The sequence below is a fragment of the Bradyrhizobium sp. CCBAU 45389 genome, assembly GCF_028128625.1.
In the GTDB taxonomy this organism is placed as follows: domain Bacteria; phylum Pseudomonadota; class Alphaproteobacteria; order Rhizobiales; family Xanthobacteraceae; genus Bradyrhizobium; species Bradyrhizobium liaoningense_B.
In genome coordinates, this window is the sequence record NZ_LBIY01000093.1 from 196,014 (window position 1) to 222,677 (window position 26,664).

A 26,664-nucleotide genomic window follows, 5' to 3' on the forward strand; every position below is an offset into this window, starting at 1 on the left:
GTACACTCCGACGTCATGCAACAATTTTCGTCTGCTCTTCTCAATGTCTGAAAATTTGGCACCTTTGAGGTGGGAGTTGCAGTTGGGACAGAGCCACGTGCCACTGGATGTCGATCGACCAGCTCGCGCTGCTCGACTGCATCCCTGAGCCTTGCGATTCCTCGCCCGCGCGACACTGACGGGGTAAACCGAAGCGACCGCTTTCTTAGTCGATCGATATTGAAGGCGCCGGGACCCCTCGTTGGAACGCTAGGAGATCCAGGGAGGGCGGCTCCTTTCCGGTTAGAATAGAGCAACAAGCATGTGCTTGACCGCGATGATGCGTCTGGTGGTTGAAGAGGTGCTGGAGGATATCTGCGATCCGCTGCTCGTGTGGCTGACCGCTGGTCGTCCGATAGCCATGCGCCCGATCCAAGTCGCTATCGCTATAGGCTTCGACCACGGAAATCAGGCGCTCGTCTTCCCCAAAACGAGCACGTGCCAGTTCGTTCCGGTCGTCATGGATGATGGCATTGAGCCGATCGGGGTGTTCACCCTCGCCAGTCAGACGACGGAGCCAGATTCGATCTGTGACGAGCAGGTGATTGAGCGTCCCGTGAAGGCTCCCGAAGAAAACGCCGATCGGACGCCGATACGCTTCGTCTGGCAGAGCTAGCGCAGCAGCGTAAAGGCGAGCATTGGCCCATCGGTTATACGCAGCGAACTGACTGAAAAGGGCTGTCATCATCCAAGCCTCCGCTCGGGAATGTAGCGGCTTCGCAGGGGATATTGCGTGAGATATATTCACACGTTGTGTCGGGGAACATTAGTATGGATCTGCCTTCGACAAGGGGCTTGCAGGCACTTGCGGCGCTGAAGAAGGCGCCAAGCCTATCCAAGGCGGCCGAAACGCTTGGCGTGACGCGATCGGCACTGTCGCACAGGATTGCAGAATTGGAGCGTCAGCTTGGCGTCACGCTCGTCCGCCAAGTCGGTCGATGCGGCAAACTGACAGAAGACGCCGAATCCCTTCTGATGGTTATGGGTGACGCGCTCGACCGCATCGAAGCAGCAGTGACACCCCTTCGGCGCCGACGTGGGCAACTGAGGATCAGCACCGTTGCGACTTTCGCTTCACACTGGTTGATCCCGCGCCTTCCGGATTGGCAACACCTGAACCCCGATGTGGAGTTGGCGATCTCGACGACGACCCGGACGATCGATCTTACGAACGAAGACTTCGACTGCGCTATTCGACATGGCCTCGGCGATTGGAAAGGCCTCACGGCAACTCGCCTGTTCAACGAAACTTTGCTCCCCGTCGCTCACCCGCATATCTCTGAGCTTTCGAGCAATAGTACCGTCATCCGCGCGCGCTCCCGCTTTCGCGATTGGAATCGTTGGTGGCGCTTATCAGGTAAGGTCGGTGATCCACCCGGTCGGAGCGTCGTGGTAGAGACCCGAGCCCAGGCCATGGATGCCGCGCTAGCTGGTGCGGGCATAGCAGCGATGGATCTCGCCTATGCTGCGCCCCATCTTGCGAGCGGTCGCCTTCGCGCTCTCGACGCAACAGTCCCTCTTCCCGAGGGCTATTACCTTGTCACAAAAGGCGGGCATAAATCACGTGCCGATACGATAAGGCGCTTGGAGATATGGCTTCTCAGCCAGGCGCAGACCAACAACCCGCAGGGCTAATCCACCCTGCGCAGCCCACCCACCAAACAAAAACCCCGCGGCTCGCGCCGCGGGGTTTCGTCTTGTCTCGTTATCGCCGCTCAGTGCGCCAGGATCGCCAGCAGCAGGAGCGCCACGATGTTGGTGATCTTGATCATCGGGTTCACCGCGGGACCCGCCGTGTCCTTGTAGGGATCGCCGACGGTGTCGCCGGTGACGGCGGACTTGTGGGCATCGCTGCCCTTGCCGCCGAAATGGCCGTCCTCGATGTACTTCTTGGCGTTGTCCCAGGCACCGCCGCCCGAGGTCATGGAGATCGCGACGAACAGGCCCGTCACGATGACGCCGAGCAGCATCGCGCCGACGGCGGAGAACGCCGCCGACTTGCCGGCCGCGCCCCCACCCGCGATCGCGTAGATCACGAAATAGACGAAGATCGGCGACAGCACCGGCAGCAGCGACGGGATGATCATTTCCTTGATCGCCGCCTTGGTCAGCAGGTCGACCGCCTTGCCATAGTCCGGCTTGTCGGTGCCCTGCATGATGCCGGGTTTTTCGCGGAACTGACGCCGCACTTCCTCGACGATCGCGCCGGCCGCACGGCCCACCGCGGTCATGCCCATCGCGCCGAACAGGTACGGCAGCAGGCCGCCGAACAGCAGGCCGACGACGACGTAGGGGTTGTTGAGCGAGAAGTCCGGAGCGACGCCGACGAAGTACGGGGTCTTGCTCGCGACGAAGAACTTGAGGTCTTCGTTATAGGCCGCAAACAGCACCAGCGCGCCGAGACCGGCCGAGCCGATCGCGTAGCCCTTGGTCACCGCCTTGGTGGTGTTGCCGACCGCGTCGAGCGCGTCGGTCGACTTGCGCACCTCCTTGGGCAGGCCCGCCATCTCGGCGATGCCGCCGGCGTTGTCGGTGACGGGGCCGAAGGCGTCGAGCGCGACGACCATGCCGGCCAGCGCCAGCATGGTGGCGGTCGCGATCGCGATGCCGAACAGGCCGGCCAGGCTGTAGGTGACGAGGATGCCGGCGATGATGACGATCGCGGGCAGCGCGGTCGCCTCCATCGAGACGGCAAGGCCCTGGATCACGTTGGTGCCGTGACCGGTCACCGACGCCTGGGCAATCGACTTCACCGGACGATAGTCGGTTCCGGTGTAGTATTCGGTGATCCAGATGATCAGCGCGGTGACGATGAGACCGACCACGCCGCATTCGAACAGCGCCATGCCGGTGTAGTCGACGCCGTCGAGCTTGCCGAAGCCGATCAGGGCGTAGATCACGCCGCCGATGCCGATCAGCGACAGGACGCCGGTTGCGATCAGGCCCTTGTAGAGTGCCCCCATGATCGACTGGCTCGGCCCGAGCTTGACGAAGAAGGTGCCGATGATCGAGGTGATGATGCAGATGCCGCCGATGGCGAGCGGCAGCGTCATCATGTTGGCGAGGATCGGCGTCTTGGCGAAGAAGATCGCCGCGAGCACCATGGTGGCGACCGCGGTCACCGCGTAGGTCTCGAACAGGTCGGCGGCCATGCCGGCGCAGTCGCCCACGTTGTCGCCGACGTTGTCGGCGATGGTCGCGGGGTTGCGCGGGTCGTCCTCGGGAATGCCGGCCTCGACCTTGCCGACGAGGTCGCCGCCGACGTCCGCACCCTTGGTGAAGATGCCGCCGCCGAGACGGGCGAAGATCGAGATCAGCGAGGCGCCGAAGCCGAGCGCCACCATCGCGTCGACCACGGTGCGGCTATCGGGCGCGAGCTTCAGCGAATGGACCAGGAAGCCGAAATAGAGGGTCACACCGAGCAGCGCGAGACCCGCCACCAGGAGCCCGGTGATGGCACCCGCCTTGAAGGCGAGTTCAAGGCCGCCGGCCAGCGACGTCGTCGCCGCCTGGGCGGTGCGCACATTGGCGCGGACCGAGACGTTCATGCCGATGAAGCCGGCCGCCCCCGACAGGATGGCGCCGATGGCAAAACCGATCGCGACATAGAGGCCAAGGAAATAGGCAAGCAGCACGAAGATGACGATGCCGACGATACCGATCGTGGTGTACTGGCGCCGGAGATAGGCCTGTGCGCCTTCGCGCACCGCCCCCGCGATCTCCTGCATGCGCGGCGACCCCGCATCCGCGCCTAACACCGAAGACGTCGCCCAAATCGCGTAGACGACGGAAAGCACTCCGCAGAGCACTATCAACCATAATGCTGTCATGTGATTTTTGCCTCAGATCCTTGATGTACCCCCGGCGCCTTTTGTTGTCCGTCGTGCGGTGCGGCGCCTTGATTTTGAACAAAGCCGCCCCTTTCCCGAAGGGGCGGCTCCAGTCGGTCACAAGCTTGCCAAAATCAAATTGAGGGTGCAACGCCGGATAGAGCCGAAAAGGCCGATCTCGGCAGGTATTTAGGCCAAGTCCCGAGAACCAGGATGCCGGTTTGGAGCAATTCCTAGAAGTGACTGTAGGACAGCCGCTTCAAGGTCAGTTCTCGCCCCTGCCCGTCGAGGAAGCGTGGCCGCTCCTGGCCCGCGACGATCGTGCCGATCGCGGCAACGGAAAGGCCCGCGGCCCGACCGGCTGCGATCAACGCATCGCTTTGCGCCGGCGGAACAGTGCACAGGACCTCGTAATCGTCGCCCCCGGCCAGCAGCGTCTCAACACAAACAACGTTGCGGGCGACGAGGCTTGCTGCGGTCGCCGAAAGCGGCACGCTCGCCACGTCGACCGTGGCCGAGACGCCGGACGCCGCACAGAGTTTGGTCAGATCGCCGGCAAGGCCATCGGAGACGTCCATCGCGGCCGATGCATGGTCGCGCACGGCCAGCGCCAGCGCGTTGCGCGGCTGCGGGATACGATAGCGCGAGATCAAGGCTTCTCTTCCAGCGGGATCGGACGCCAGCGCCTCAGCCGCTGCGCCGCCGGTGAGCACGCCTAGACCGAGCGCGGCATCACCGATCGTGCCTGTCACCAAGATGCGGTCGCCGGCCCTGGCGCCGGTGCGGCCGACCATGCGTCCCTTCGGCACACGGCCGAAAGCGGTGATCGAGATCATCTGCGGTCCCGGCGTCGACACCGTGTCGCCGCCCAGCAGCGGACAGGCGAAGGCTTTCGCGTCCTCGCCGAGCGCGTCCGCAAACGGCCGGAGCCAGGAGTCTTCCTTGCTGCGCAGCGCCAGCGTCAGCACGAAGCCGGCGGGCGCTGCGCCCTTGGCGGCAAGATCGGACAGATTCACCCGCAGCGCCTTGCGCGCGATGGTGTCAGGGGGATCGGTGGCAAGATAATGCACGCCCTCGACCACGGCATCGGTGGTGACGACGATGTCGTCGCCGGATGAGGACAGGATCGCGGCGTCGTCGACCAGCCCGAACGCACCGGGATCGGTCGCCAGCGGCTTGAAATAGCGCGCGATGAGGGAGTCTTCGGCGGAGGGCTGTGTTCTGTCTTGTGTCACGACAGTAAACCCGTCATCCTGAGGTGCGAGCTCTTGCGAGCCTCGAAGGATGCACGGCCGAGGTGCACCTTTAATGGCACGCCGCCGCCCTTCGAGGCCTCCGCTTCGCTCCGGCACCTCAGGGTGACGGCTACGGCGGAAGTCGTTGTCTCAATTACCCCCGCCCGAACTCGTCGCCGCGAAACTGGCGGCCGATCTGGTCGAGCACCGCGTTGACCATGCCGGTCTCCTCGCGGTCGACAAAGGCATTGGCGACGTCGACATATTCGGAGACGACGACGCGGCCCGGCACGTCCTTGCGGTGCTGGAGCTCATAGGCCCCGGCCCGTAGCACCGCGCGCAGGATCGCCTCGATGCGCTTGAGCGGCCAGCCCTTCGACAGCGCTTCGTCGATCAGGGGATCCAGCTTCTTCTGGTCGCGCACGACGCCCGAGACGACGTCGCGGAAGAAGGCGGCTTCGGCCGGCAGATAGGTGTCGCCCTCGACCTCGTTGCCGAGCCAGTGGCTCTCGAACTCGGCGAAGATGTCGTTGATGCCGGCGCCGGCGATATCCATCTGGTACAGCGCCTGCACGGCCGCGAGCCGCGCCGCACCGCGGCGGTTCGCCTTCTTCTCGCTGAGCCCCGCCGGTTTCTTGGTGTTGTCGGCCATGGCTTCAGGCCCGCGCCAGGCGGCGTTTGATGCGCAGCATCGCCAGCGCCGCGCGCGCGGCATCGCCGCCCTTGTTGAGCTCGCTGGCGCGCGCCCGCGCCCAGGCCTGCGCCTCGGTGTTGACGGTGAGGATGCCGTTGCCGAGCGGCAGCTTGCGCGCCACGGCGAGGTCCATCAGCGCGCGCGAGGATTCCTGCGAGACGATCTCGAAATGGATGGTGTCGCCGCGGATCACGCAACCGAGCGCGACCACCGCGTCATAGGGCTTGCCGTTTGCCGCCGCGGCATCGACCGCGATCGCCACAGCCGCCGGGATCTCAAGCGCGCCGGGAACCGTGATCACGTCGTGCGTCAGACCGGCCGCCTTCAGCTCGGTCACCGCGCCGTCGAGAAGCGCGTCCTGGAGATCGTCATAGAACCGGGCCTCGACAATCAGCGCCCGTGCGCCGGAAATGTCGGTCTGGTCCTTCAGGGGTGCGCGCCGCGCGTCTGCCATCGTTCAATCCGTTTCGAAAGGGGTCGGCCTATGTAGTCGCCGCCAGAGGCTAAGCCAAGTTTTAAACTGTCATTCCGGGGCGATGCGAAGCATCGAACCCGGAATCTCGAGATTCTCAGGTGCGCAATTGCGCACCGTAGTTCGGCTCTTCGAGCCGCCCCGGATGACGGCTCTGCCGTCACTTCATTTCCGTCAGCCGCGCTGCGTAGCGGGCCATCAGGTCGACCTCGATATTGACCTCGGCCCCCGCCTTCCAGCCGCCGATCGTCGTGACCGTCAGCGTGTGCGGGATGATCAGCACCGAAAAGGTCACGTCTGCAACCGTATTGATCGTCAGGGAGACACCATCGAGCGTGATCGAGCCCTTGGTGGCGATGAATCGCGCCAGCTCCCGCGTCGTCGAGAGCTCGAACCGCGCCATGTCGGGCAGGTCCTCGCGACTGACGATGGTGGCGATGCCATCGGCATGGCCGGCGACGATATGGCCGCCGAGCTCGTCGCCGATCTTCAGCGCGCGCTCGAGATTGAGCTTCGTGCCCATCTTCCAGTGCTTTGCCGTCGTCAGCGCCAGTGTCTCTGCGGCAGCATCGACGTCGAACCAGGTCTTTTGAGTAGAATCCCTGCCGTCCGCAACGCCCGAGGCAACCACCGTCAGGCAGACGCCGTTGCAGGCGATCGAGGCGCCGTCGGCTATGGTGGTCTGATCGTAGCGGCAGGCGATGCGCAGCCGGTGCAGCTGGCCCTGCGCCGTCGGCGTGAAGCTGACGATCTCGCCGATATCGGTGACAATGCCGGTGAACATGCTAGGCGCGCTCGTAGATGGTGAGAGTATCCCTGTCGAATGTCTCGCTAGCATGAACCTTGTAGGCCTGCGACTGCGTGATTTTCGACAGGGGCAATGCGTCGAGCGCATCGACGCCGCCCTCGCCGACCGCTTCCGTCCCGCGGAACAGCCAGATTTCGTCGACGAGATCGGCCGCGACGAACGAAGCCGCAACGCGACTGCCGCCTTCGACCATCAGCCGCGTGATGCCCTTCTCCGCCAGCGCATGCAGCACGGCCGAAAGATCGAGCCCGGATGCCACGCCCGTAGGCATGCGCATGATTTGCGCACCGGCAGCGCCAAGGCGGGTCGCGGCGGCCGCTTCCGCAAGCTCGGAAGCGATCACCCAAAGCGGCGTCTCGCGCGCGGAGCGCACCAGCTGGCTCGATGCGGGTATGCGCAGGCTCCGGTCGAGCACCACGCGCACCGGCGAGCGCGCTTCCATGCCTGGCAGGCGGCAGTTGAGCTGCGGATCATCGGCCAGCACCGTACCGATGCCGACCAGGATGGCGTCGCTCTGCGCCCGGAGCAGATGCACGCGATTGCGCACGGCCTCCCCCGTGATCGCGACTGGCTTGCCGCCGGCCGCGCCGATCTTGCCGTCGGGCGAGACCGCGAGCTTCAGGATCACATGCGGGCGCTTGTCCCGGATGCGTCGGAAATGGCCGGCGTGATCGAACGCGGCCTCTGCCGCGCAAAGACCGACATCCACCGTGATGCCGGCGGCGCGCAAGCGCGCATGGCCCTGGCCCGCCACTTCCGGATTGGGATCCTCGATCGCCGCCACGACGCGCTTGATGCCGGCGGCAATCACCGCATCGGCGCAGGGCGGCGACTTGCCGAAATGCGAGCACGGCTCGAGCGTAACGTAGAGCGTGGCGCCCCGCGCCGCTTCGCCCGCGCGCCGCAGCGCCTCGGGCTCGCCGTGCGGGCGCCCACCGGGCTGCGTCCAGCCGCGGCCGACGATGACGCCGTCCTTCACGATGACCGCGCCCACGGCCGGATTGGGCCAGGTGCGTCCCTGCCCGCGCCTACCCAGCGAGAGTGCCAGCTCCATGAAGCGGCGATCCGCGTCCTTGGCCTCGCGGGCCTTCTGCGCGAATTGATCCTCCAGGATGCGGAAGATCATTTGCGGATCGCGGCGAGCCGCGCTTCCTCCTCACCGGAGAGCTCGCCGAGCACATCGGCGAAATCCTTGGCCTCGCGGAAATTGCGATAGACCGAGGCGAAGCGCACATAGGCGACGTCGTCGAGCGTGCGCAGATGCTCCATCACGGTCTCGCCGATCACCTCGGAGGAGATCTCGGCCTCGCCCCCGGTCTCGAGCTCGCGCACGATGGTGGAGACCATCTTCTCCACCCGCTCGGGTTCGACCTGCCGCTTGCGCAGCGAGATCTGCACCGAGCGCATCAGCTTGTCGCGGTCGAATGGCACGCGGCGGCCGTTGCGCTTGATCACCGTGAGCTCGCGCAGCTGCACGCGTTCGAAGGTGGTGAAGCGGAAATTGCAGGCGACGCACACGCGCCGCCTGCGGATCACGGACGAGTCCTCGGTCGGACGCGAGTCCTTTACCTGCGTATCGAGACTGTTGCAGTTCGGGCACCGCATCCGCTTGGCCTGACCTTACTGGTAGATCGGAAACCGGTCGGTGAGCGCCTTGACCCGTTCCTTGATCGCGGCTTCCACCAGCGGCGCCTTGCCGTCGTCGGACTGCGCGATCGCGTTGAGGACCTCGGCGATCATGCCGCCGACCTGCTGGAATTCAGCAACGCCGAAACCGCGGGTGGTCGCAGCGGGCGTGCCGAGACGCAGGCCTGACGTGACGAACGGCTTCTCGGGGTCGAACGGGATGCCGTTCTTGTTGCAGGTGATGGCGGCGCGGACCAGCGCCTTCTCCGAGACGTTGCCCTTCAGGCCCTTCGGCCGGAGATCGACCAACATCAAATGGTTGTCGGTGCCGCCGGAGACGATATCGAACCCGTGGCTCTTCATCGCCTCGGCGAGCGCCTTGGCGTTCTCGACGACGTTCTTGGCATAGACCTTGAAGTCCGGACGCAGCGCCTCGCCGAAGGCAACGGCCTTCGCCGCGATCACATGCATCAGGGGGCCGCCCTGCAGACCCGGGAAGATCGCCGAGTTGAGCTTCTTGGCGAGCGTCTCGTCATTGCTGAGGATCAGACCACCGCGCGGACCGCGCAGCGACTTGTGCGTCGTGGTCGTGGTGACGTGCGCATACGGCACCGGCGAGGCATGCACGCCGCCGGCGACGAGGCCGGCGAAGTGCGCCATGTCGACCAGAAGATAGGCGCCGACACTGTCCGCGATCTCGCGGAAACGCTTGAAGTCCCAGGCGCGCGAATAGGCGGAGCCGCCGGCGACGATCAGCTTCGGCTTGACCTCTTCGGCCTGCTTGGCGACCGCATCCATGTCGATGATCTGGTCTTCGCGGCGCACGGTGTAGTGCGCGGCCTTGAACCACTTGCCGCTCATGTTGACGGGCGAGCCGTGGGTGAGATGGCCGCCGGCCGCGAGGTCGAGGCCCATGAAGGTGTCGCCGGGCTGGAGCAGCGCCAGGAACACCGCCTGGTTCATCTGGCTGCCGGAATTCGGCTGCACGTTGGCGAAGTTGGCGCCGAACAGCTTCTTGGCGCGATCGATCGCGAGGTTCTCGGCGACGTCGACCCACTCACAACCGCCGTAATACCGCGCGCCCGGATAACCCTCTGCGTACTTGTTGGTCATCACCGAACCCTGCGCTTCCAGCACGGCCCGGCTGACGATGTTCTCGGAGGCGATCAGCTCGACCTCATGGCGCTGCCGGCCGAGCTCGCCCTTGATGGCGGCGGCGATTTCCGGGTCGGCCTGCTCGAGCGAGGCGGTGAAAAACGAATCGGGCGCGGAGGCGGTTTTTGCGAGGGTCATCTTGCGAATATCTCCACCGCCGCAGCCTTTTGGCGGGCTACGGGCGGGTCTGGTGTGGCGATCGGAAGCACGCGCGATCTACCACATCGCCCGCCCCCGGCCAAGCATTTGCGGGTCAGGCCCGATATTTATGCAAGATATGGTGGGATTGGAGGATTGGAGCGCACGAGCGGCTTTGAGGGAGCCGCCCGCGTGCCGAATATCCTTAAAGGTCCGTTTCGGCCCCTTAAACCTCTCCAAGGCCAGCCCCGAGACGCCCCGCCTGCCCCTAAAGCCCCGTATACCCCGCCTTGACCGGGTCCACGCTGCCGTCGAGCTGGCGCAAATAGGTCAGGCCGCAGACCGTCAACCTGTGCGGGTCCTTCTCGCCCGCTTCCATCAACGTATTGATGTAGGTCGTCACCTTCTCCCGTGCCTCCTCGCTGGCCGCCGCGGTGCGGTTGGCGAGCAGGTCATAGGTCTGCATGATGCGGTCGATGGCAGCTTCCATTGCACCCTCTGGTTCTCTCAAATCTTGGGAGTCTTGATCAGGCAACCGCGCGGGCCTCGGATTGCGTCTCGAACCACGTGATCGCCTTGTTGGCGAGCCTGATCTTGTTGAATTCACCGTGCTGGATCAACTTGATGATGATCTCGAGCAGGCGCTCGTTGGTGACGAGCGTGTCGGGGATCGCGCCGGAGCGGCGTAGATAATTGGCGGCGATCGCATAAGCTTCGCTCACGAGCTCGACATTCATTGCCTGCAACCCGCGCCCGCCCAGCATCGCATCCTCCGATCCAGAGGACTAACCGCGATGCCGGGATCTGGTTCCGGCCGAACGGCGATTTTTTCGCAACTGCAAAATGGCAAAACGCACCGGTCCGGGCGAAGCCGGGCCGATGCGCTTGGGGAGGTCAGGCACGTTCGGGAGGCTTGCCGGTCTTGTTATCGGGCCGGCTTGGCCTTGATCCCTTGGAACTCAGAGGCGGTACAGGATCTGGTCGGTCCAGAACCGCTCGAGACGGTGCAGCGACTTGTTGAGGGTCGAGAATTCCTCGCCCGAGATGCCGCCGACCTGCTCGACCGTCTTGACGTGCTTCTGGTAGAGCGCGTCGACGATGCGGCGGACTTCCTGGCCCTGCGGGGTCAGGCGGATGCGCACCGAGCGGCGATCAACGCGCGAGCGCTGATGATCGAGGAAGCCGAGCTCGACGAGCTTCTTCAGATTGTAGGAGACGTTGGAGCCGAGATAGTAGCCGCGCGTGCGCAGCTCGCCCGCAGTCAGCTCCTTGTCGCCGATGTTGTAAAGCAAGAGCGCCTGCACCGAGTTGATGTCGGCGCGACCGCGGCGATCGAACTCGTCCTTGATGACGTCGAGGAGCCGGCGATGCAGCCGCTCCACCAGAGTCAAAGCTTCCAGATAGAGCGACTGCACCGAACCCTGCTGGCCGGAGACGCGCTCTGCGGTATCTGCCGCAGTTGCGACGGCTTTCATCATGACACTTCCCCTGTTGTCGTTTTTATCGACACTTATTCGACGAAACTTGTGTCCCGTCCGATAGGTGCAACTTAAGGGGCTCGTTTGAAGATCGGCTTAAATAAGAGAATAAAGAGATCATGAATTTAAGACAGTGAATTGCTGATTAAGCCTGTGCCACAAGGACTTTTCGCAACCCTCTGTTGACCTTCGCAAGGTCCTGTTCACCCTCCGTCCGCCGCAGCTGTCGCATTCCAGAACAGCCCCGCCCCGTTTCGAAACGGGCGCGTAACGGCTGTGGCGGAACACGCTGGTTAGTGAAAACTTACCGCAAATTCGAGGCAACCAGCGGTCAACCAATCGCAACACTCGTGTCCCGGACAAGCGCAGCGAAGCGGAGCGCAGAGCCGGGACCCAGATGTATCAAAGCGAGATTGCGATAGATGGGCCCCGGCTCTGCAACGCATCACGCCGCAAGTAGCGGCGTGCTGCGTCGCGTCCGGGGCACAAGAGTATTTTCGAGCGACGACGTCGCCTACGGCGGCCGTTCGCGCGCGGCCATCCAGGCGAGCGCCAGATATGCGGCGAGCATGAAGACCTCGACACCGACCACGACCAGGCTGCCGCCGTAGATTCCCGGGAACATCAGCTCGATCACCGCCATCGACACCACGGTGGTCAGCCACACCACCGCGCCCCAGGGCGTGGCGAGCCAGAGGCCGACGGCGGCGACAAGCTCGATCACGGCGAAATAGACGGTCGCGGCCTGCCAGGCCATCGACTGGTTCTCGAACGCCTCGTCCTCGCCGCCGACGAAGCCGGTCACCTGCGCCCAGTGATAGAGGCCCTTGAGGATCGAGAGCAGCGCCATCACCCGCAGGAACAGCACGAGCCGACGCGTCCAGACATTGTCGTCGGACTCGGGCCGCTCCGACGAGATCGCCGCCACCGAGAGCGCGCTCTCTCTGGCATTGTCTCGGGCAGCGTCCCTGGCACTGTCACGGGCCGCATCGCGGGTGGAGATCTCGGACATGGGCCCCTTCTGGCTGCTTCGGCCCGCAAAATCAATCGGCTGCCATCACGTTGCGGCAGGTCAAGCCGCGGTGACGGGAACCATGCGAGCTGGTATAAGAATAATTCCAGCCGGAGGAAGAATGATGGCGATCAAATACGGACGTCCGATCGAATTGCGCGAGGTGTCGCGCCGGGATGGCGGAGCAGCCTCCCCTGCCCTCGATCTGACCGTCCGCCCGCGCCGCAACCGCAAGGCCGAATGGGCCCGGCGGATGGTGCGCGAGAACGTCCTCACCACCGACGATCTGATCTGGCCGCTGTTCCTGATCGACGGCAACAACAAGCGTGAGCAGGTCGCCTCAATGCCGGGCGTCGAGCGCCTCAGCGTCGACCAGGCCGTACGCGAGGCCGAGCGCGCGATGAAGCTCACCATCCCCTGCCTCGCGCTGTTTCCCTACACCGACCCCTCCTTGCGCGACGAGGAAGGCTCGGAAGCCACCAATCCGAACAACCTGGTCTGCCAGGCGGTGCGCGCGATCAAGAAGGAGTTTCCGGAGATCGGCATCCTCTGCGACGTCGCGCTCGATCCCTTCACCAGCCACGGCCATGACGGCCTGATCTCCGACGGCAAGATCCTGAACGACGAGACGGTGGCCGTGCTCGTGCGTCAGGCGCTCGTGCAGGCCGAAGCCGGTTGCGACATCATCGCCCCCTCCGACATGATGGACGGCCGCGTCGCCGCGATCCGCGAGGGGCTGGATCGCGCTGGCCTGCTCGACGTGCAGATCATGGCCTATGCGGCCAAATACGCCTCCGCCTTCTACGGCCCGTTCCGCGACGCGATCGGCTCGGCCAAGACGCTCACCGGCGACAAGCGCACCTACCAGATGGACAGCGCGAACACCGATGAAGCGTTGCGCGAGGTCGAGCTCGACATCGCCGAGGGCGCCGACATGGTGATGGTGAAGCCCGGCATGCCCTATCTCGACGTCGTCCGCCGCGTGAAGGACACCTTTGCGATGCCGACCTTCGCCTATCAGGTCTCCGGCGAATACGCGATGATCGCCGCCGCGGCGAACAATGGCTGGCTCGACGGCGAGCGCGCGATGATGGAGAGCCTCGTCGCCTTCAAGCGCGCCGGCGCCGACGGCGTGCTCAGCTATTTTGCGCCGCGGGTGGCGGAGAAGCTGCGCAGCCAGGGATAAGGTGCCGTAGGGTGGGCAAAGCGCAAGCGTGCCCATCAATCCATCCATCGTGCACGACAGCAGGCAATGGTGGGCACGGCGCTAACGCGCCTTTGCCCACCCTACGGCTTCCGCGCCAGCGGCCCCATCCGCCCCCGAATCGCCGGAATATTTCGGCTTGTTGGCACACGCGCGCCCTTGGCACGGGGATGGCCTGTTCCCATGTCCTGCGACGGGGGCTTCGCTGGAGAACGGACTATGTCGGACTCGGGAAATTCAGGCGCCTGGCGCAACGACGGCGCCATGCAACCGCACGCCTACGATCCCTATCTCCACCCGGAACTGTTCCGGGGTGTCGCGACGCGGCGCGTTTTCGCGTTCCTGATCGACATGGTCGTGATCTCCGTTCCCGTCATCCTCGGCTACATCTTCATCGCGCTGTTCGGCGTGGTCACGCTCGGCATCGGCTGGGCGCTGTTCTGGCTGGCCTGGCCGGCCTCCGTGATCTGGGCCATCGTCTATTACGGCGCCTGCATCGGCGGTCCGTCGTCGGCAACGATTGGCATGCGGGTGATGGATCTGGAGCTGCGCACCTGGTACGGCGCGCCGGGTTATTTGGTGCTCGGCGCCACCCACGCCGTGCTGTTCTGGGTGACGGTCTCGTTCCTGTCGCCCTTCGTGGTTCTGGTCGGCCCGTTCAACGGCCGCCGGCGCCTGCTGCACGATTTCGTGCTGGGAACGGTCGTGATCAACAACTCCGTCCGCGCGCCCGTGCCCCAAGCGGCCAGACCGTATTGATCAACGGCCTGTCAACCAGGACCCACTAAGCTGACTGATCTGACCTGCCGAGCAGACCGATTGACCGAGAGCTTCCGTAGCGCGATGCTGATACTCATTTCGGAGGCCCACGACGTCCCTTGACCCAGCACTCGCGCGACACCCCCCAATTTTACCTTACGGCGCCATCCCCCTGCCCGTATCTGCCGGGCCGGCATGAGCGCAAGGTGTTTACGCACCTCGTGGGGGAGCGCGCCGGCGACCTCAACGACCTCCTGACCCATGGCGGCTTCCGCCGCAGCCAGTCGATCGCCTACCGGCCGGCCTGCGACCAGTGCCGCGCCTGCGTCTCGGTCCGGGTCATCGCCAACGAGTTCCGGCCCTCGCGCAACTTCCGCAAGGTGATGGCGCGCAACGCCGACATCATCGGCGAGCAGCGCAGCGCAGTGCCGACCTCCGAGCAATATTCGGTGTTCCGCGCCTATCTCGACGCCCGCCACCGCCACGGCGGCATGGCCGACATGACCGTGCTCGACTACGCCATGATGGTCGAGGACAGCCATGTCGAGACCCGCATCATCGAGTACCGCAAACGCGGCCCCGACAGCGGCATCACCGGCCGCGGCGATGAGCTGATCGCAGTCGCGCTCACCGACGTGCTCAGCGACGGCCTGTCGATGGTCTATTCCTTCTTCGAGCCGAGCCAGGTCAGCCGCTCGATGGGCACCTTCATGATCCTCGACCACATCGCCCGCGCGCGACGTCAGGGCCTGCCTTACGTCTATCTCGGCTACTGGATCGAAGGCTCCAAGAAGATGGACTACAAGGCCCGCTTCCTGCCGCAGCAGCGGCTCGCTCCCTCGGGCTGGCTGCGCATCGACGCGCAGGGAGATACGGCGTCCGAGCCGCAGGATTAGCTTTCTGTCATGCCCCGGCTTGACCGGGGCATCCAGTACGCCGCGGCTTCTCGGCTCAATCACAACCGTCTCTGGAATACTGGATCGCCCGGTTGAACCGGGCGATGACAGCTGCGTCGTGACAACATCACCCGAACAGCGTATCCGCCAGCAACTTCAGATTCAAAACCACGATCACGCCCGCGACGATCCACGCGATCGCGGCGACGGACACCGGGATCGCGAACTGGCCCATCTTGCGCCGGTCGGAGACGAAGCGGACCAGCGGGATGACGGCGAAGGGCAGCTGCATCGACAGCACGACCTGGCTGAACACCAGCAAATCGGCCGTGCCGCGCTCGCCATAGATCGCGGTGACGATGATCACCGGAATGATCGCGATGCCGCGCGTCAAGAGTCGGCGTGCCCAGCTCGGCAGGCGCAGGTCGAGAAAGCCCTCCATCACGATCTGGCCGGCGAGCGTCGCAGTGACGGTCGAGTTGAGACCCGAGGCGAGCAGCGCTACCGCGAACAGCGTCGAGGCGATGCCGAGGCCGAGCAGCGGCGACAGCAGCTCGAAGGCCTGGCCGATCTCGGCGACGTCGGCATGGCCGCTCTTGTGGAAGGTCGCGGCCGCCACGACGAGGATCGCGGCGTTGATGAACAGCGCCAGCATCAGGGCGATGGTGGAGTCCGTCGTCGCCCATTTGATCGCCTCGCGGCGGCCCTCGTCGTTGCGCTCATAGGCACGCGTCTGCACGATCGAGGAGTGCAGATAGAGATTGTGCGGCATCACGGTGGCACCGATGATGCCGATCGCGATGTAGAGCATCTCCGGATTGGTGAAGATCTCGCTCTTCGGCACGAAGCCGTGCAGGACCTCAGCGACCGGCGGGGCCGCCGCCGCGATCTGGACCACGAAGCAGGCCGCGATCACCGCCAGCAGCGCGATGACGAAGGCCTCGAGGAAGCGGAAGCCGCGGTTCATCAGGATGAGCAGCAGGAACGCGTCGAGCGCTGCGAGCAATGCGCCGCCAATCAGGGGAATGCCGAACAGGAGTTTCAGCGCGATCGCGGTGCCGATCACCTCGGCGAGATCACAGGCGATGATCGCCGCCTCGCAGGCAAGCCAAAGCAAAAAGTTCACCGCCGGCGAATAGGTGGCGCGGCAGGCCTGCGCCAGATCGCGGTCGGTGACGATGCCGAGCCGCGCCGCCAGCGACTGCAGCAGGATCGCCATCAAGTTCGAAAGCAGGATGACCGAGAGCAGCGTGTAGCCGAACTTCGAGCCGCCGGCGAGGTCGGTCGCCCAGTTGCCGGGGTCCATGTAGCCGACCGAGACGAGATAGCCCGGACCGACAAAGGCGAGCAGCCGCCGCCACCACTGGGCCGCAACCGGAATGGCGACCGTGGCGTTCACTTCGGCGAGGCTTTTGGTGGCTGGCGCGTCAGCGCGCCAGCCGGCGGCATTGGGGGTCAAATCAGGCGATCGGGCATCCATGCGGTCAGAATACCGAAGTCGGGGCTTATTGCAACTCATTTGCAACTGCATCTAGCCGCATCAGTTCCCGGTGCGGCCGCGTTTTGCCCCGCCCAGTCGGAAAGCGGGTGGGTTTGGCCGGCGTCGGGCGCGAATACTGGCGCCAATCCGACTTTGCAGGAAATGAGCCATGTCAAATTCGCCGCGCCTCCCTGACACCTTCAGCCGCCTCGCCTGGTCCAATCTCGCCGCGCAGTCCGCCGAGCAGATCGCGCTGGCCGCCGCTCCGATCGTCGCCGTGCTGACGCTGGGGGTCGCCGAGGGCCAGACCGGGGTGCTGCAGACAGCGCTGACCCTGCCCTTCGTGCTGTTCGCCATTCCGGCCGGCCTGCTCGCCGACCGCATCTCGCGCCGCGCGCTGATGGCAGGGGCCGAGGCGCTGCGGGCGGCGGCGCTCGCGGCCATCGTGCTGCTGCTCGTGCTCGGCGCGCTCAATCTTTCGCTGCTGTCGCTGCTCGGCTTTGCCGCGGTATGCGGCACCGTCGTCTACAGCGTCGCCGCGCCGGCGCTGGTGCCCTCGCTGGTCAGCGCGGATCTGTTGCCCGCAGCGAATGCCCGGATCGAGCTTGCGCGCACCATTGCCTTTGCAAGCGGTCCTGCGCTCGGCGGCGCACTGGTCGGCTGGTGGGGCGCGAGCCTCGCCTTCGGCTTCGCCGCGGCGCTCTCGGCCATCGCCGTGGTGCTGCTCTCCGGCATCTACGAGCCCGCCCGCGCGCCGATGCCACGGCGCCATCCGTTCCAAGAAATCCGCGAAGGCGCGGCCTTCGTGTTCCACCATCCGCTGCTGCGGCCGGTGTTCATCACCCAGTTCATCTTCAACACCGGCTGGTTCCTGCAGATCGCGGTGTTCGTGCCCTATGCGGTGCGCCATCTCGGCCTGACCGCCGCCGGCGTCGGCACGGTGCTGACGATGTACGGCGTCGGCATGGTGATCGGCGCGCTCCTCGCCACGCGCGTGATGCAGCGCATCGCCTTCGGCACCGTCGTCGGCCTCGGCCCGGTCACGGGGTTCGTCGCCTCCGTGGTGATGGCGCTCACGGTGCTGGTCCCCTCGCCCTGGCTCGCTGGCTTGAGCTTCTTCCTGCTCGGCGTCGGGCCAATCCTGTGGGTGATCTCGACCACGACGCTGCGCCAGTCGGTGACGCCGCCGCGGCTGCTCGGCCGCGTCTCCGCCATCAACATCATGAGCTATGGCGCCCGCCCGCTCGGCTCGGCACTTGGCGCAATCGTCGGCGGCTTCTGGAGCGCCGAAGCGTGCCTCTATCTCGCCGCCGCCGTGTTCGGCGCGCAGGCGCTGGTGATCCTGCTGTCTCCGGCCGCGACGCTCGACCGACAGCCGGACATGGTGGGGGATGAGGTGGCGGTGCGGTGTTAGCCGCGTCGCGATTGGGGAAAATGACGCAACATCTCCATCGTCGTCCTGGCGAAAGCCAGGACCCATTACCCCAGGGAGAAATTTGAGGCGAGCCGGTAACCACTAGTCTTCGCAAAACCGAGGCCGGTGGTTATGGGTCCTGGCTTTCGCCAGGACGACGTTGGAGAAGCAGTCGTGCCTAACCCGCCAGATATCGCTCGTAGCTGCCCGTCACCGGCTCGCTGGCATCGACATCGGGATCGAGCGTGTAGAGGTCCTGCGCGCGGCCGATGCCGCGCAGCGCGTAGCGGCCGGTGGAGACGAGATAGCGGCGGCCGGCGGCGTCCAGGCCCTTGTAGAATTCCGCTGATGCCAAGAGCTCGCGATCGACCGAGCGGCTCATCGAGGCGATGCGGCTGACCTCGTTCACCGTCGGACCCACCACCGTGAAATCGAGCCGGTCCTCGCTACCGATATTGCCGTAGAAGACCTCGCCGACATGCAGGCCGATATAGGCCGACGTGGTGGGACGGCCGTCCGCGGCCCGGCGCGCGTTCAGCGCCACGACGTTCTGGCGGAACAGGTGCTCGGCGCGCAGCGCGGCACGGCGCGCGGCCGCCATGTCCTCGCCGGTGAACATCGCGAGCACACCGTCGCCGATCAGCTTCAGGACGTCGCCGCCGGCGTCGTGGATCGCGTCGATCACCGCCTGCGCATAGTCGTTGAGGAACGGGATGATCTCGTCGGGGCCGATGCTCTCGCTGATCCCGGTCGAGCCGCGTAAATCCGAATACCACAGCACGGCGTTGATGCGCTCGGTGACGCCGCGCGAGATGCGCCCGCCCAGCACCTGCTCGGAGGCACCGCGGCCGAGATAGACCCGTCCCAGCGTGCGCGCGATGTCGACCTGCTGCGCCGACTTGATCGCAAGCCCCAGTACCGGCACCAGATCGCGCAGGGACTCCAGCTCGGCTTCGCTGAAGCCGCTCTCGCGGCGCGTGGTCCAGCAGGAGTACAGGCAGTCCATCAGGCCGAGCGCGCCGTTCTCGCCGAAGCGGTGCACGAAGGCGAGATAGTGCTTGTGGCCCTTCTCCGCGAGTTCGCCGATCTGCGAGAAGTCCATCGAGGGCGCATCGGCGAGATCGATCACCATCTCGTCATGGCCGTGCTCGAGCATGTGGAAGAACACCGAGCGGCGCCACTTCTTGTTGGCATCGCCCTCGGCGGTCGAGCCGTATTCGAACACGTCGCTCTCGTTGCTGGGGCGGTCGCTCCAGAGGAAGCCGCGGCCCTCATAGATCGGATGCAGCGTGTCGATGACAACGAGGGCGCGCGACAGCTCCAGGCCCTCGGCGCGGCAGCGCTCGCAGAACCCTCTGAGCAGTTCGTTTTCGGGCAGGCCCGTGAGCCCCTGGCCGGTCAGCCAGTTCATCAGCGCTAGGCGCGAGGTCAATTGCATACGCCATTATGGCGTGCATTCGTGACGAGCGAAAGGCGCAAGCCTCGCGCGGGGCCGTGTGCAAGGTTCCCCGTCCCGCGCAGGTCGAATATGCCGCAGCCGCGGTTGACGCGCTCGCCACGCGGGCGGCAAATGCCGGCGATGATGACATTGCCGGCCAGAATCGAAAGCACGCGCAGATGAGCCAGCGCCAGCTTCCGATCATCCTGGCGCTCGGCACCACACAGACCTTGGCCTGGGCTTCCAGCTACTATCTGCCGGCGCTGCTTGCCGATCCCATGGCGCGCGACCTCGGCATCTCCTCCAACTGGATTTTTGGCGCGTTCTCGGCCTCGCTGGTGATCTCGGCGATGCTCGGCCCGCGGATCGGGCGCCAGATCGATCTCGTCGGCGGGCGGCAGGTGCTGTCGGTCTCCAACCTGACCATCGCCGCCGGCCTCGTCCTGCTCGGCGTCTCGCAATCCGTCGCAGTGATGGCGATCGCCTGGCTCGTGCTCGGCATCGGCATGGCGATGGGTCTCTATGATGCCGCCTTCGCCGCACTGGGGCGCATCTACGGCACCGAGGCGCGCAGGCCCATCACCGGGATCACGCTGATGGCGGGCTTTGCCTCGACCGTCGGCTGGCCGCTCACCGCCTGGGGCCTTGCCCATATCGGCTGGCGCGAGACCTGCTTTGCCTGGGCCGCCGCCAACATCCTGATCGGCCTGCCCCTCAATTTCTTCATGCTGCCCACGATCAAGGGCGCGAGGCAGGCGGCGGCGACCGCCGAGAAGCCGCATCTGCCGCTCGACCGCACCATGGTGCTGCTCGCCTTCGTCTTTGCCGCGGTCTGGACCGTCACCGGCGCGATGGCCGTGCATTTTCCGCGGATCGTCGAGGCCACCGGCGCGACGCATGTCGAGGCGATCGCGGCCGGCGCGCTGATCGGCCCGGCGCAGGTGGTGGCGCGCATCCTCGAAGCCAGCGTTCTGAGCCGCTTTCATCCCTTGTGGTCGACGCGGCTCGCCTGCCTGACCCATCCGATCGGCGCTGCCGTCGTCGCCATCTTTGGCGGTGCCGCAGCGAGCGCCTTTGCGCTGTTCCACGGCTCGGGCAACGGCATCCTGACGATCGCCCGCGGCACGCTGCCGCTGTCGATCTTCGGCCCCAAGGATTTCGGCTACCGCCTCGGTATCATCGGCGCGCCGGCGCGGATGGCGCAGGCGGTGGCGCCGCTGGTGTTCGGCCTGCTCATCGACGTCATGGGCGCCAAGGTGTTGATCGTCTCCTCCGCGCTCAGCCTCTCGGCGCTGGCGGCGCTGTTCCTGATCCGCGCCGAGCGGCGGCCGGATTGACCGCACCGCCGCTTTCGCGCACAAGCGGGCCATGACCGACGACAACAATCCGCCGCGCACATTCAAGGGCCTTTTGCGCTGGGCGACCACGCCGCCGCAGGCCTGGGGCGTTTATCTCCTCGCCCTCCTGCTGGTGTGGCTGGTCTCGTTCTATGCCGGCTCGCTAAAGCCGAAGAAGACGCCCGAAGCGAGCCCGCCCGCGGCCACGGCGCCGAAGAGCTAGGCCGGCTTCGCTTCGCTGGTCGCAATCCAGATCCCGGCGAACACCGCCACCAACCCGATCAACAGATTTGCCGTGATCGGCTCGCCGATTAGCAGCGCGGCCAGAAGCGTCGCGGCAATCGGATTGACCGTCATGGTATTGGCGACACGGGTCGGCGTCGCCCGCGCCAGCGCCATGACCCAGAGGATGAAGGCGAGCGCGCCGCCGCCAGCGCCGAGATAGATGCCGGCAATCCACTGCCCCGTCGTGAACTGGTCGAGCGCCGCAAAACTGCCCTTCAACAAACCCGCCACGACCAGCACCACGGCGCCCGCGCCCATGCCGACCGTGAGAAAGCCGAGCGCGCTCGAACGCTGCATCAGCGGACGCGACAAGACGTTGTAGAACGCCATGCAGAACACGGCCGCGGTCATGATCAGTTCGCCGCGCCAGGCTCCCGGCGGGCTTTGTGCGAGCCCCGCGGCGAGCGCCGCCGTCACGCCGAGCACGGCGATGCCCACCCCCATGATCTTGCGCGCGGTCAGTCGCTCCGCGCCGAGGATCGCGCCGACCACCATGGTGTGCAGCGGCAACGTCGCCAGCGCGAGGCTGGCGCGCGCCGCGGTCGTGTAGGATACCGCGATGTTGTAGAGGATGAAGAACAGGCCGAAGAAGCAGATGCCGAGCAGCGCCACCGCCGGCCAGTCGGAGCGCTGCGGCCAGCGTACACCAAGCAGCAGCGCGCATGGCAGGAGACAGAGGAAACCGATCCCCCAGCGCAGGATCGCCAGCAGGACCGGATCGGCGCCGGTGACGAGATAGCGGGTGATCGCCGCCGCGGTGCCCCCTAAGCTGCTCGAGACAAGCGCGATCGCAACGCCGAGCCACTCCCCCACGACCGTCTCCTGTGCCGGAGCTTTTGCGGACCGCTAGCACAGCCCTACTGCCACCGGTGTGGCAACAGGGGTGTTGACGAGCGCTAGTCGTAAAACTCCGGCGCCATTTTCTGGCTGTCGCGCTGGGCCTTGTCGTGGTTGATCCAGAGCTGCGCCTTCTCCTTGGCGAGGGTGTCGGCGATCTTCTGCATCGAGGCCGCGCTCTGATCCTTGTTGAGGTTCATGCTGGGCACGCGGCGGTTGTCCCAATTGTCTTTGAAGTGCACGGCATCGCCGGACAGCACCACCGCGCCGGTCTTCGGCAATTTCACCAGCAGCGACTGGTGCCCCGGCGTGTGGCCGGGTGTCGACAGAATGGTCACGCTGCCGTCGCCGAACACGTCCTTGTCTCCTGCGAGCTGCTCGACCGGATGCGAAGGCTTGAAGCGCGGCTCGTTATTGGCGCCGGGCCAGTCATATTCGTCCTTCTGCACGTAGAGCGTGGCCTGCGGGAACAGCTCGACATTGCCGGAATGGTCCGGGTGCGTGTGCGAGACGGCCATGGCCTTGATGTCGTCGGGCTTGACGCCGAGCTGCTCGAGCTGGGCCGCCAGCGTCTTCGGCCGGCGCCAGGTCACAGCCTTGGGGTCGGCCGGTGCCAGGCCGTTGGGCATGGCTGCGACTGCATCGGCGACGCCGGTGTCCCACAGGAACCAGCCCTTGGCGTGCTTGACGAGGTAGCAGCTATCGACGAAGTTCATCGTCTTGCCTTCGTTGATGCCGGGCGTCCAGCGCGAGATGTCGCCGGCAGTGCCCTCACCGCAATTGAGGACGTAGAGCCGTTCGACGCCGCCCTTCTCCGACTGCGCCATCGCTGCATGGCCGGACAAGGCTAGCGAAACGAAGGCGAGTGCGAGCGTGATCCTGGGCATCATTGTTGCTTCTCCTCAACGCCATGCAGACTGCGACCGAGGATCAACCCCGGCCGCGCCGCAGAATTCCGCGCCCGCCGATCACGTCAATGCGGGCAGGTCTCGACCTCGACCGTGACGTGGCTGAGACCCTTCAGCCCGGCGAGCCGCTTCTTGTAGACCGCCGGCTGCTTCGGCTTGTCCGACACCACCGACACCAGCACGGCACAATGGCCGGGGCCGACCTGCCAGAGATGCAGGTCGGTGACGCGGTCCTCGCCGACCTCCATGCGCGCGCGGATCACGCGCTCCAGCTTCTCGTCGGCGCGCACGTCGAGCAGCACCGCGCCCGACGACTTGATCAGGCCGTACGCCCAGCTCGCGATCACGACGCTGCCGATCAGGCCCACAGCCGGGTCGGCCCAGACCCAGCCCGAATACATTGCGACCACAAGGGCGCCGATCGCCAGCACCGAGGTCGCGGCGTCCGCCATGACGTGGACGTAAGCTGCGCGAAGGTTGTTGTCGTGACGATGGTGGTGGTGATCATGGTCGTGGTCATGATGATCGTGATCATGATGCGCATGGCCGTGGCCATGATCATGACCGTGGTGGTGATGGTCGTGGCTGTCGCGCAAGAGCCACGCGCTGGCGAGATTGACGCACAGTCCCAGCGAGGCGACCGCGATGGCCTCGCCATAGACGATCGGCACCGGCGTGATCAGCCGCAGCACGCTCTCATAGGCGATCTCGACGGCAATCAGGCCGAGGATGATCGCGCTGGAGAAGGCGGCGAGATCGCCGAACTTGCCGGTGCCGAAGGTGAAATGCGCATTGCCGAGGTGCCTCCGCGCGAAGCGGTAGGCGAAGGCGGCAATGCCGAGCGCGGCCGCATGCGTTCCCATGTGCCAGCCGTCGGCGAGCAGCGCCATCGAGCCGAACAGCGAACCGGCCACGATCTCGCCGACCATCATGACCAGCGTCAGCACGACCACGAGCCAAGTGCGCCGCTCGTTCTCGTCGTGCTTCTCGCCGAGGAACGCGTGGTCATGGGTCCACTGTTCAATGGAGTGGGAATGCATCGAATTCTCCAGAAGATTCAGGTGTGTTGGCGCGCACTATAGACCGGTGCAGGCCAATTTTCTAAGACCCAATCGTCCTGCGGATTGACAGTTCCGCTTAGTTTAGCTGTAATCAGCCCATGGGGATTTGAGCGATCTCCCCACGAGGCGACATGCCCAAGTATCGCGTCCCGTTCGGTTTTTGCGAGGACGCAACAACATGTCTACTTTCACGACCATATCATCCGACAAATTGGCGCGCCTGATCGGCACGGCCAATGCACCTGTCCTGATCGACGTCCGCACCGAGGAGGATTTTGCCGCCGACCGGCGGCTGATCCCCGGCTCCATCAGGCGCAGCCACGAGACCGTTGCGGAATGGGGCGGCGAATTTGCCGGCCGCTCCGCCATCGTCTCCTGCCTGCGCGGTGCCAAGCTGGCGCAGGGCACCGCCGCCTGGCTGAGGCAGCTCGGTGTGCAGGCCGAGGCGCTCGATGGCGGCTTCGAGGGCTGGAAAGCAGCAAAACTGCCGCTGCTCGACACCCGCAAGCTGCCGCCGCGCGACGCACAGGGTCGCACCGTCTGGGTGACCCGGGCGCGGCCGAAGGTCGACCGCATCGCCTGCCCCTGGCTGATCCGCCGCTTCGTCGATCCCAGCGCGGTGTTCCTCTATGTGGCGCCGTCCGAGGTGGTCGCCGTCGGCGAGCGCTTTGGCGCAGCGCCCTTCGACATCGAGAACGTGTTCTGGAGCCACCGCGGCGAGCTCTGCACCTTCGACGTCATGATCGAGGAGTTCGGCATTGCGACGCCGCCCCTGCTTCGCCTCGCGATGCTGGTGCGCGGCGCCGACACCGCGCGGCCGGATCTGGCGCCGGAGGCACCGGGCCTGCTCGCGGCCTCGCTCGGGCTGTCGCGGATGTATGACGACGATCTCGAGCAGCTCGAGGCCGGGATGACGATCTACGACGCCTTCTACCGCTGGTGCCGCGACGCCACCACCGAGACCCACAACTGGCCGACCAACAAGGTGAAGGCGTAATGGATACTCGCGCCAATCAAATGGGAGCTGATGCCGGTCACGGCATCAGCTTCAACGAAGCCTTCCGCGTCTGGCTTCGCGTCGCCTGCCTGAGCTTCGGCGGGCCCGCGGGCCAGATCGCGGTGATGCACCGCATCCTGGTCGAGGAGAAGAAGTGGATCTCCGAGGGCCGTTTCCTGCATGCGCTGAACTATTGCATGTTGCTGCCAGGACCGGAGGCGCAGCAGCTTGCAACCTATGTCGGCTGGCTGATGCATCGCACCGCCGGCGGCCTGATGGCGGGCGGGCTGTTCATCCTGCCCGGCATCATCGCCATCATGGCCTTGAGCTATATCTACGCCGCCTATGGCAATGTCAGCTTCGTCGAGGCGCTGTTCTTCGGCCTGAAGGCCGCCGTGCTCGCCATCGTCGTCGAGGCCGTGGTGCGCGTCGGCAAGCGCGCGCTGAAGAACCGCATCATGATCGCGCTCGCCGCCCTCGCCTTCGTCGCGATCTTCTTCTTCGCCGTCCCCTTCCCGATCATCATCATCGCCGCCGGCGTGATCGGATATGTCGGCGCCAGACAAGGCCGTCCGGAATTTGCCCCGGCCGGTCACGGTCATGGCGACAGCAGCGCCGTGATCGACAGCATGCTCGGCGACGCCGTGCCGGACCACGTCAAACCCGACACCGGCCGCGCGATCCGCATCGGTGCGATCTGGCTGGCGCTCTGGCTGGTGCCGGTGATCGCCCTGCTCGCCGCGTTCGGACAGGCCAACGTCTTCAGCCAGATCGCGCTGTTCTTCTCGAAGATGGCGCTGGTCACCTTCGGCGGCGCTTACGCCGTGCTGGCCTATGTCGCCCAGCAGGCGGTCGAGCATTATCACTGGCTGAAGCCGCACGAGATGCTCGACGGCCTCGGCATGGCCGAGACCACGCCAGGCCCGCTGATCATGGTGCTGCAGTTCGTGGGCTTCATGGCGGCCTATCGCGACCCCGGCGGCCTGTCGCCGATGGTCGCGGCAACCTTCGGCGGCCTGCTCGCAACCTGGGTCACCTTCACGCCCTGCTTCCTCTGGATCTTCGTCGGTGCCCCCTACATCGAGCGCCTGCGCGGCAACACCGGCCTTGCCGGCGCGCTCAGTGCGATCACCGCCGCCGTGGTCGGCGTGATCCTCAATCTCTCGATCTGGTTCGCGCTGCACACGCTGTTCCGCGAGACCGTGCCGGTGCACGCTTTCCCCTTCGCCTTCGACCGGCCGGTCTTGACCAGCGTCGACATCCCCGCACTGCTGCTGGCGATTGCGGCTGCGACAGCGATCTTCCGGTTCAAGCTGGGGATGCTGACGGTGCTCGCCGCCAGTTGCGCGGCGGGCGTGGCGTTACGGCTGGCAGGGGTCATTTAGAGCGTGTAGTCGCCTCCATTTTCGCCGCCGGAAGGACGTGAGCGGCAGCATTCTCGGCATGTGGGGGAGCATCACCGACGTTAACCCTGTCGGTAAATGATCCGTCGTGGGTCGGCGGCCCGCCGACAAGTTGCCTTATTGGAGCGGAGAATTTTCAGCAGCACTAACGCAGGTTA

At 65.5% G+C, this 26,664-nt stretch carries 27 protein-coding genes; 9 read left to right on the forward strand and 18 right to left on the reverse strand.

Going from position 1 to position 26,664, the window contains the following annotated elements:
* Positions 1-205 precede the first annotated feature (205 nt).
* Positions 206-727 (reverse strand): DinB family protein, encoded by a 522-nt coding sequence (locus XH79_RS24825; RefSeq protein ID WP_271583283.1) that lies wholly within the window; start codon positions 725-727, stop codon positions 206-208.
* An 83-nt stretch (positions 728-810) separates the two neighbouring features.
* On the opposite strand from XH79_RS24825, the gene XH79_RS24830 reads away from it, so the two are divergent.
* The gene (locus tag XH79_RS24830; protein ID WP_212335916.1) at positions 811-1,674 is read left to right on the forward strand and encodes a LysR substrate-binding domain-containing protein; all 864 of its coding nucleotides are present in this window, start codon (positions 811-813) and stop codon (positions 1,672-1,674) included.
* 80 nt (positions 1,675-1,754) lie between these two features.
* Here the strand turns inward: XH79_RS24830 and XH79_RS24835 are convergent, their stop codons facing one another.
* The 12 genes from XH79_RS24835 to XH79_RS24890 form a co-directional block, all read right to left on the reverse strand.
* Positions 1,755-3,869 carry a sodium-translocating pyrophosphatase gene (locus XH79_RS24835; RefSeq protein ID WP_212335915.1) on the reverse strand — a complete coding sequence of 705 codons (2,115 nt, stop codon included), beginning with the start codon at positions 3,867-3,869 and terminating at the stop codon, positions 1,755-1,757.
* A 233-nt stretch (positions 3,870-4,102) separates the two neighbouring features.
* Positions 4,103-5,104: a thiamine-phosphate kinase gene (thiL, locus tag XH79_RS24840; RefSeq protein WP_271583284.1), complete on the reverse strand. Its 1,002-nt coding sequence runs from the start codon at positions 5,102-5,104 to the stop codon at positions 4,103-4,105.
* Positions 5,105-5,258: 154 nt separating this feature from the next.
* Entirely contained in the window at positions 5,259-5,756 is a 498-nt protein-coding gene (gene nusB / locus XH79_RS24845; RefSeq protein ID WP_212335913.1) for a transcription antitermination factor NusB, read from the reverse strand.
* A 4-nt stretch (positions 5,757-5,760) separates the two neighbouring features.
* Positions 5,761-6,252: a 6,7-dimethyl-8-ribityllumazine synthase gene (gene ribH, locus XH79_RS24850; protein ID WP_212335912.1), complete on the reverse strand. Its 492-nt coding sequence runs from the start codon at positions 6,250-6,252 to the stop codon at positions 5,761-5,763.
* 178 nt (positions 6,253-6,430) lie between these two features.
* Complete coding sequence (locus tag XH79_RS24855) at positions 6,431-7,054, reverse strand: riboflavin synthase (protein ID WP_271583285.1); 624 nt, start codon at positions 7,052-7,054, stop codon at positions 6,431-6,433.
* A 1-nt stretch (position 7,055) separates the two neighbouring features.
* A complete protein-coding gene (gene ribD, locus XH79_RS24860) occupies positions 7,056-8,204 on the reverse strand; it encodes a bifunctional diaminohydroxyphosphoribosylaminopyrimidine deaminase/5-amino-6-(5-phosphoribosylamino)uracil reductase RibD (RefSeq protein WP_271583286.1) in 1,149 nt (382 codons plus the stop codon).
* Entirely contained in the window at positions 8,201-8,683 is a 483-nt protein-coding gene (gene nrdR / locus XH79_RS24865) for a transcriptional regulator NrdR (protein ID WP_011087793.1), read from the reverse strand. Before nrdR ends, ribD begins: the two co-directional genes overlap by 4 nt.
* A gap of 15 nt (positions 8,684-8,698) precedes the next feature.
* A complete protein-coding gene (gene glyA / locus XH79_RS24870) occupies positions 8,699-9,997 on the reverse strand; it encodes a serine hydroxymethyltransferase (protein WP_271583287.1) in 1,299 nt (432 codons plus the stop codon).
* A gap of 268 nt (positions 9,998-10,265) precedes the next feature.
* Entirely contained in the window at positions 10,266-10,487 is a 222-nt protein-coding gene (locus tag XH79_RS24875; protein ID WP_212335908.1) for a hypothetical protein, read from the reverse strand.
* Positions 10,488-10,524: 37 nt separating this feature from the next.
* Positions 10,525-10,761 carry a hypothetical protein gene (locus XH79_RS24880; RefSeq protein ID WP_212335907.1) on the reverse strand — a complete coding sequence of 79 codons (237 nt, stop codon included), beginning with the start codon at positions 10,759-10,761 and terminating at the stop codon, positions 10,525-10,527.
* Positions 10,762-10,956: 195 nt separating this feature from the next.
* Positions 10,957-11,475, reverse strand: coding sequence for a transcriptional regulator LdtR (ldtR, locus tag XH79_RS24885; protein ID WP_018320040.1), 519 nt, complete (start codon positions 11,473-11,475; stop codon positions 10,957-10,959).
* Between the two features lie 514 nt (positions 11,476-11,989).
* The gene (locus XH79_RS24890) at positions 11,990-12,487 is read right to left on the reverse strand and encodes a DUF6163 family protein (protein ID WP_212335906.1); all 498 of its coding nucleotides are present in this window, start codon (positions 12,485-12,487) and stop codon (positions 11,990-11,992) included.
* 124 nt (positions 12,488-12,611) lie between these two features.
* Between XH79_RS24890 and hemB the strand changes: the two genes are divergently transcribed.
* From hemB to XH79_RS24905, 3 genes are all read left to right on the forward strand, one after another.
* The gene (gene hemB / locus XH79_RS24895) at positions 12,612-13,673 is read left to right on the forward strand and encodes a porphobilinogen synthase (RefSeq protein WP_271583343.1); all 1,062 of its coding nucleotides are present in this window, start codon (positions 12,612-12,614) and stop codon (positions 13,671-13,673) included.
* Positions 13,674-13,910: 237 nt separating this feature from the next.
* Positions 13,911-14,450: an RDD family protein gene (locus XH79_RS24900; RefSeq protein WP_271583288.1), complete on the forward strand. Its 540-nt coding sequence runs from the start codon at positions 13,911-13,913 to the stop codon at positions 14,448-14,450.
* Between the two features lie 119 nt (positions 14,451-14,569).
* Positions 14,570-15,346 (forward strand): arginyltransferase, encoded by a 777-nt coding sequence (locus tag XH79_RS24905; protein WP_212335904.1) that lies wholly within the window; start codon positions 14,570-14,572, stop codon positions 15,344-15,346.
* 127 nt (positions 15,347-15,473) lie between these two features.
* On the opposite strand, the gene XH79_RS24910 is transcribed toward XH79_RS24905, so the two are convergent.
* Entirely contained in the window at positions 15,474-16,826 is a 1,353-nt protein-coding gene (locus tag XH79_RS24910) for an Nramp family divalent metal transporter (RefSeq protein WP_212335903.1), read from the reverse strand.
* Positions 16,827-16,995: 169 nt separating this feature from the next.
* Between XH79_RS24910 and XH79_RS24915 the strand changes: the two genes are divergently transcribed.
* The gene (locus tag XH79_RS24915; RefSeq protein WP_271583289.1) at positions 16,996-18,240 is read left to right on the forward strand and encodes an MFS transporter; all 1,245 of its coding nucleotides are present in this window, start codon (positions 16,996-16,998) and stop codon (positions 18,238-18,240) included.
* Between the two features lie 178 nt (positions 18,241-18,418).
* Here XH79_RS24915 and XH79_RS24920 read toward each other — a convergent pair whose 3' ends face one another.
* Positions 18,419-19,678: an adenylate/guanylate cyclase domain-containing protein gene (locus XH79_RS24920; RefSeq protein ID WP_271583290.1), complete on the reverse strand. Its 1,260-nt coding sequence runs from the start codon at positions 19,676-19,678 to the stop codon at positions 18,419-18,421.
* A gap of 179 nt (positions 19,679-19,857) precedes the next feature.
* On the opposite strand from XH79_RS24920, the gene XH79_RS24925 reads away from it, so the two are divergent.
* Together XH79_RS24925 and XH79_RS24930 are read left to right on the forward strand one after the other, a co-directional pair.
* The gene (locus XH79_RS24925; protein ID WP_271583344.1) at positions 19,858-21,015 is read left to right on the forward strand and encodes an MFS transporter; all 1,158 of its coding nucleotides are present in this window, start codon (positions 19,858-19,860) and stop codon (positions 21,013-21,015) included.
* Positions 21,016-21,046: 31 nt separating this feature from the next.
* A complete protein-coding gene (locus tag XH79_RS24930) occupies positions 21,047-21,238 on the forward strand; it encodes a hypothetical protein (protein ID WP_212335900.1) in 192 nt (63 codons plus the stop codon).
* Here the strand turns inward: XH79_RS24930 and XH79_RS24935 are convergent.
* The 3 genes from XH79_RS24935 to dmeF all read right to left on the reverse strand — a co-directional run bounded on the left by XH79_RS24935 (position 21,235) and on the right by dmeF (position 24,085).
* Positions 21,235-22,113 (reverse strand): DMT family transporter, encoded by an 879-nt coding sequence (locus XH79_RS24935; RefSeq protein ID WP_271583291.1) that lies wholly within the window; start codon positions 22,111-22,113, stop codon positions 21,235-21,237. The genes XH79_RS24930 and XH79_RS24935 overlap by 4 nt on opposite strands.
* An 83-nt stretch (positions 22,114-22,196) precedes the next feature.
* Positions 22,197-23,027 (reverse strand): N-acyl homoserine lactonase family protein, encoded by an 831-nt coding sequence (locus tag XH79_RS24940; RefSeq protein ID WP_271583292.1) that lies wholly within the window; start codon positions 23,025-23,027, stop codon positions 22,197-22,199.
* An 83-nt stretch (positions 23,028-23,110) separates the two neighbouring features.
* On the reverse strand, positions 23,111-24,085 hold the full coding sequence (dmeF, locus tag XH79_RS24945) for a CDF family Co(II)/Ni(II) efflux transporter DmeF (RefSeq protein WP_271583293.1): 975 nt from the start codon (positions 24,083-24,085) through the stop codon (positions 23,111-23,113).
* Between the two features lie 199 nt (positions 24,086-24,284).
* Here dmeF and XH79_RS24950 point away from each other — a divergent pair, with 199 nt between their 5' ends.
* Together XH79_RS24950 and chrA are read left to right on the forward strand one after the other, a co-directional pair.
* Positions 24,285-25,103 (forward strand): chromate resistance protein ChrB domain-containing protein, encoded by an 819-nt coding sequence (locus XH79_RS24950; RefSeq protein WP_271583294.1) that lies wholly within the window; start codon positions 24,285-24,287, stop codon positions 25,101-25,103.
* The gene (chrA, locus tag XH79_RS24955; protein ID WP_271583295.1) at positions 25,103-26,488 is read left to right on the forward strand and encodes a chromate efflux transporter; all 1,386 of its coding nucleotides are present in this window, start codon (positions 25,103-25,105) and stop codon (positions 26,486-26,488) included. Before XH79_RS24950 ends, chrA begins: the two co-directional genes overlap by 1 nt.
* Positions 26,489-26,664: the final 176 nt, after the last annotated feature.

Coding starts and splice junctions, on each gene's coding strand:
- XH79_RS24825 (WP_271583283.1), bottom strand. CDS start 727: ATGATGACAGCCCTTTTCAGTCAGTTCGCTGCGTATAACCGATGGGCC.
- XH79_RS24830 (WP_212335916.1), top strand. CDS start 811: ATGGATCTGCCTTCGACAAGGGGCTTGCAGGCACTTGCGGCGCTGAAG.
- XH79_RS24835 (WP_212335915.1), bottom strand. CDS start 3,869: ATGACAGCATTATGGTTGATAGTGCTCTGCGGAGTGCTTTCCGTCGTC.
- nusB (WP_212335913.1), bottom strand. CDS start 5,756: ATGGCCGACAACACCAAGAAACCGGCGGGGCTCAGCGAGAAGAAGGCG.
- ribH (WP_212335912.1), bottom strand. CDS start 6,252: ATGGCAGACGCGCGGCGCGCACCCCTGAAGGACCAGACCGACATTTCC.
- XH79_RS24855 (WP_271583285.1), bottom strand. CDS start 7,054: ATGTTCACCGGCATTGTCACCGATATCGGCGAGATCGTCAGCTTCACG.
- ribD (WP_271583286.1), bottom strand. CDS start 8,204: ATGATCTTCCGCATCCTGGAGGATCAATTCGCGCAGAAGGCCCGCGAG.
- nrdR (WP_011087793.1), bottom strand. CDS start 8,683: ATGCGGTGCCCGAACTGCAACAGTCTCGATACGCAGGTAAAGGACTCG.
- glyA (WP_271583287.1), bottom strand. CDS start 9,997: ATGACCCTCGCAAAAACCGCCTCCGCGCCCGATTCGTTTTTCACCGCC.
- XH79_RS24875 (WP_212335908.1), bottom strand. CDS start 10,487: ATGGAAGCTGCCATCGACCGCATCATGCAGACCTATGACCTGCTCGCC.
- XH79_RS24880 (WP_212335907.1), bottom strand. CDS start 10,761: ATGCTGGGCGGGCGCGGGTTGCAGGCAATGAATGTCGAGCTCGTGAGC.
- ldtR (WP_018320040.1), bottom strand. CDS start 11,475: ATGATGAAAGCCGTCGCAACTGCGGCAGATACCGCAGAGCGCGTCTCC.
- XH79_RS24890 (WP_212335906.1), bottom strand. CDS start 12,487: ATGTCCGAGATCTCCACCCGCGATGCGGCCCGTGACAGTGCCAGGGAC.
- hemB (WP_271583343.1), top strand. CDS start 12,612: ATGGCGATCAAATACGGACGTCCGATCGAATTGCGCGAGGTGTCGCGC.
- XH79_RS24900 (WP_271583288.1), top strand. CDS start 13,911: ATGTCGGACTCGGGAAATTCAGGCGCCTGGCGCAACGACGGCGCCATG.
- XH79_RS24910 (WP_212335903.1), bottom strand. CDS start 16,826: ATGGATGCCCGATCGCCTGATTTGACCCCCAATGCCGCCGGCTGGCGC.
- XH79_RS24915 (WP_271583289.1), top strand. CDS start 16,996: ATGTCAAATTCGCCGCGCCTCCCTGACACCTTCAGCCGCCTCGCCTGG.
- XH79_RS24920 (WP_271583290.1), bottom strand. CDS start 19,678: ATGCAATTGACCTCGCGCCTAGCGCTGATGAACTGGCTGACCGGCCAG.
- XH79_RS24925 (WP_271583344.1), top strand. CDS start 19,858: ATGAGCCAGCGCCAGCTTCCGATCATCCTGGCGCTCGGCACCACACAG.
- XH79_RS24930 (WP_212335900.1), top strand. CDS start 21,047: ATGACCGACGACAACAATCCGCCGCGCACATTCAAGGGCCTTTTGCGC.
- XH79_RS24940 (WP_271583292.1), bottom strand. CDS start 23,027: ATGATGCCCAGGATCACGCTCGCACTCGCCTTCGTTTCGCTAGCCTTG.
- dmeF (WP_271583293.1), bottom strand. CDS start 24,085: ATGCATTCCCACTCCATTGAACAGTGGACCCATGACCACGCGTTCCTC.
- XH79_RS24950 (WP_271583294.1), top strand. CDS start 24,285: ATGTCTACTTTCACGACCATATCATCCGACAAATTGGCGCGCCTGATC.
- chrA (WP_271583295.1), top strand. CDS start 25,103: ATGGATACTCGCGCCAATCAAATGGGAGCTGATGCCGGTCACGGCATC.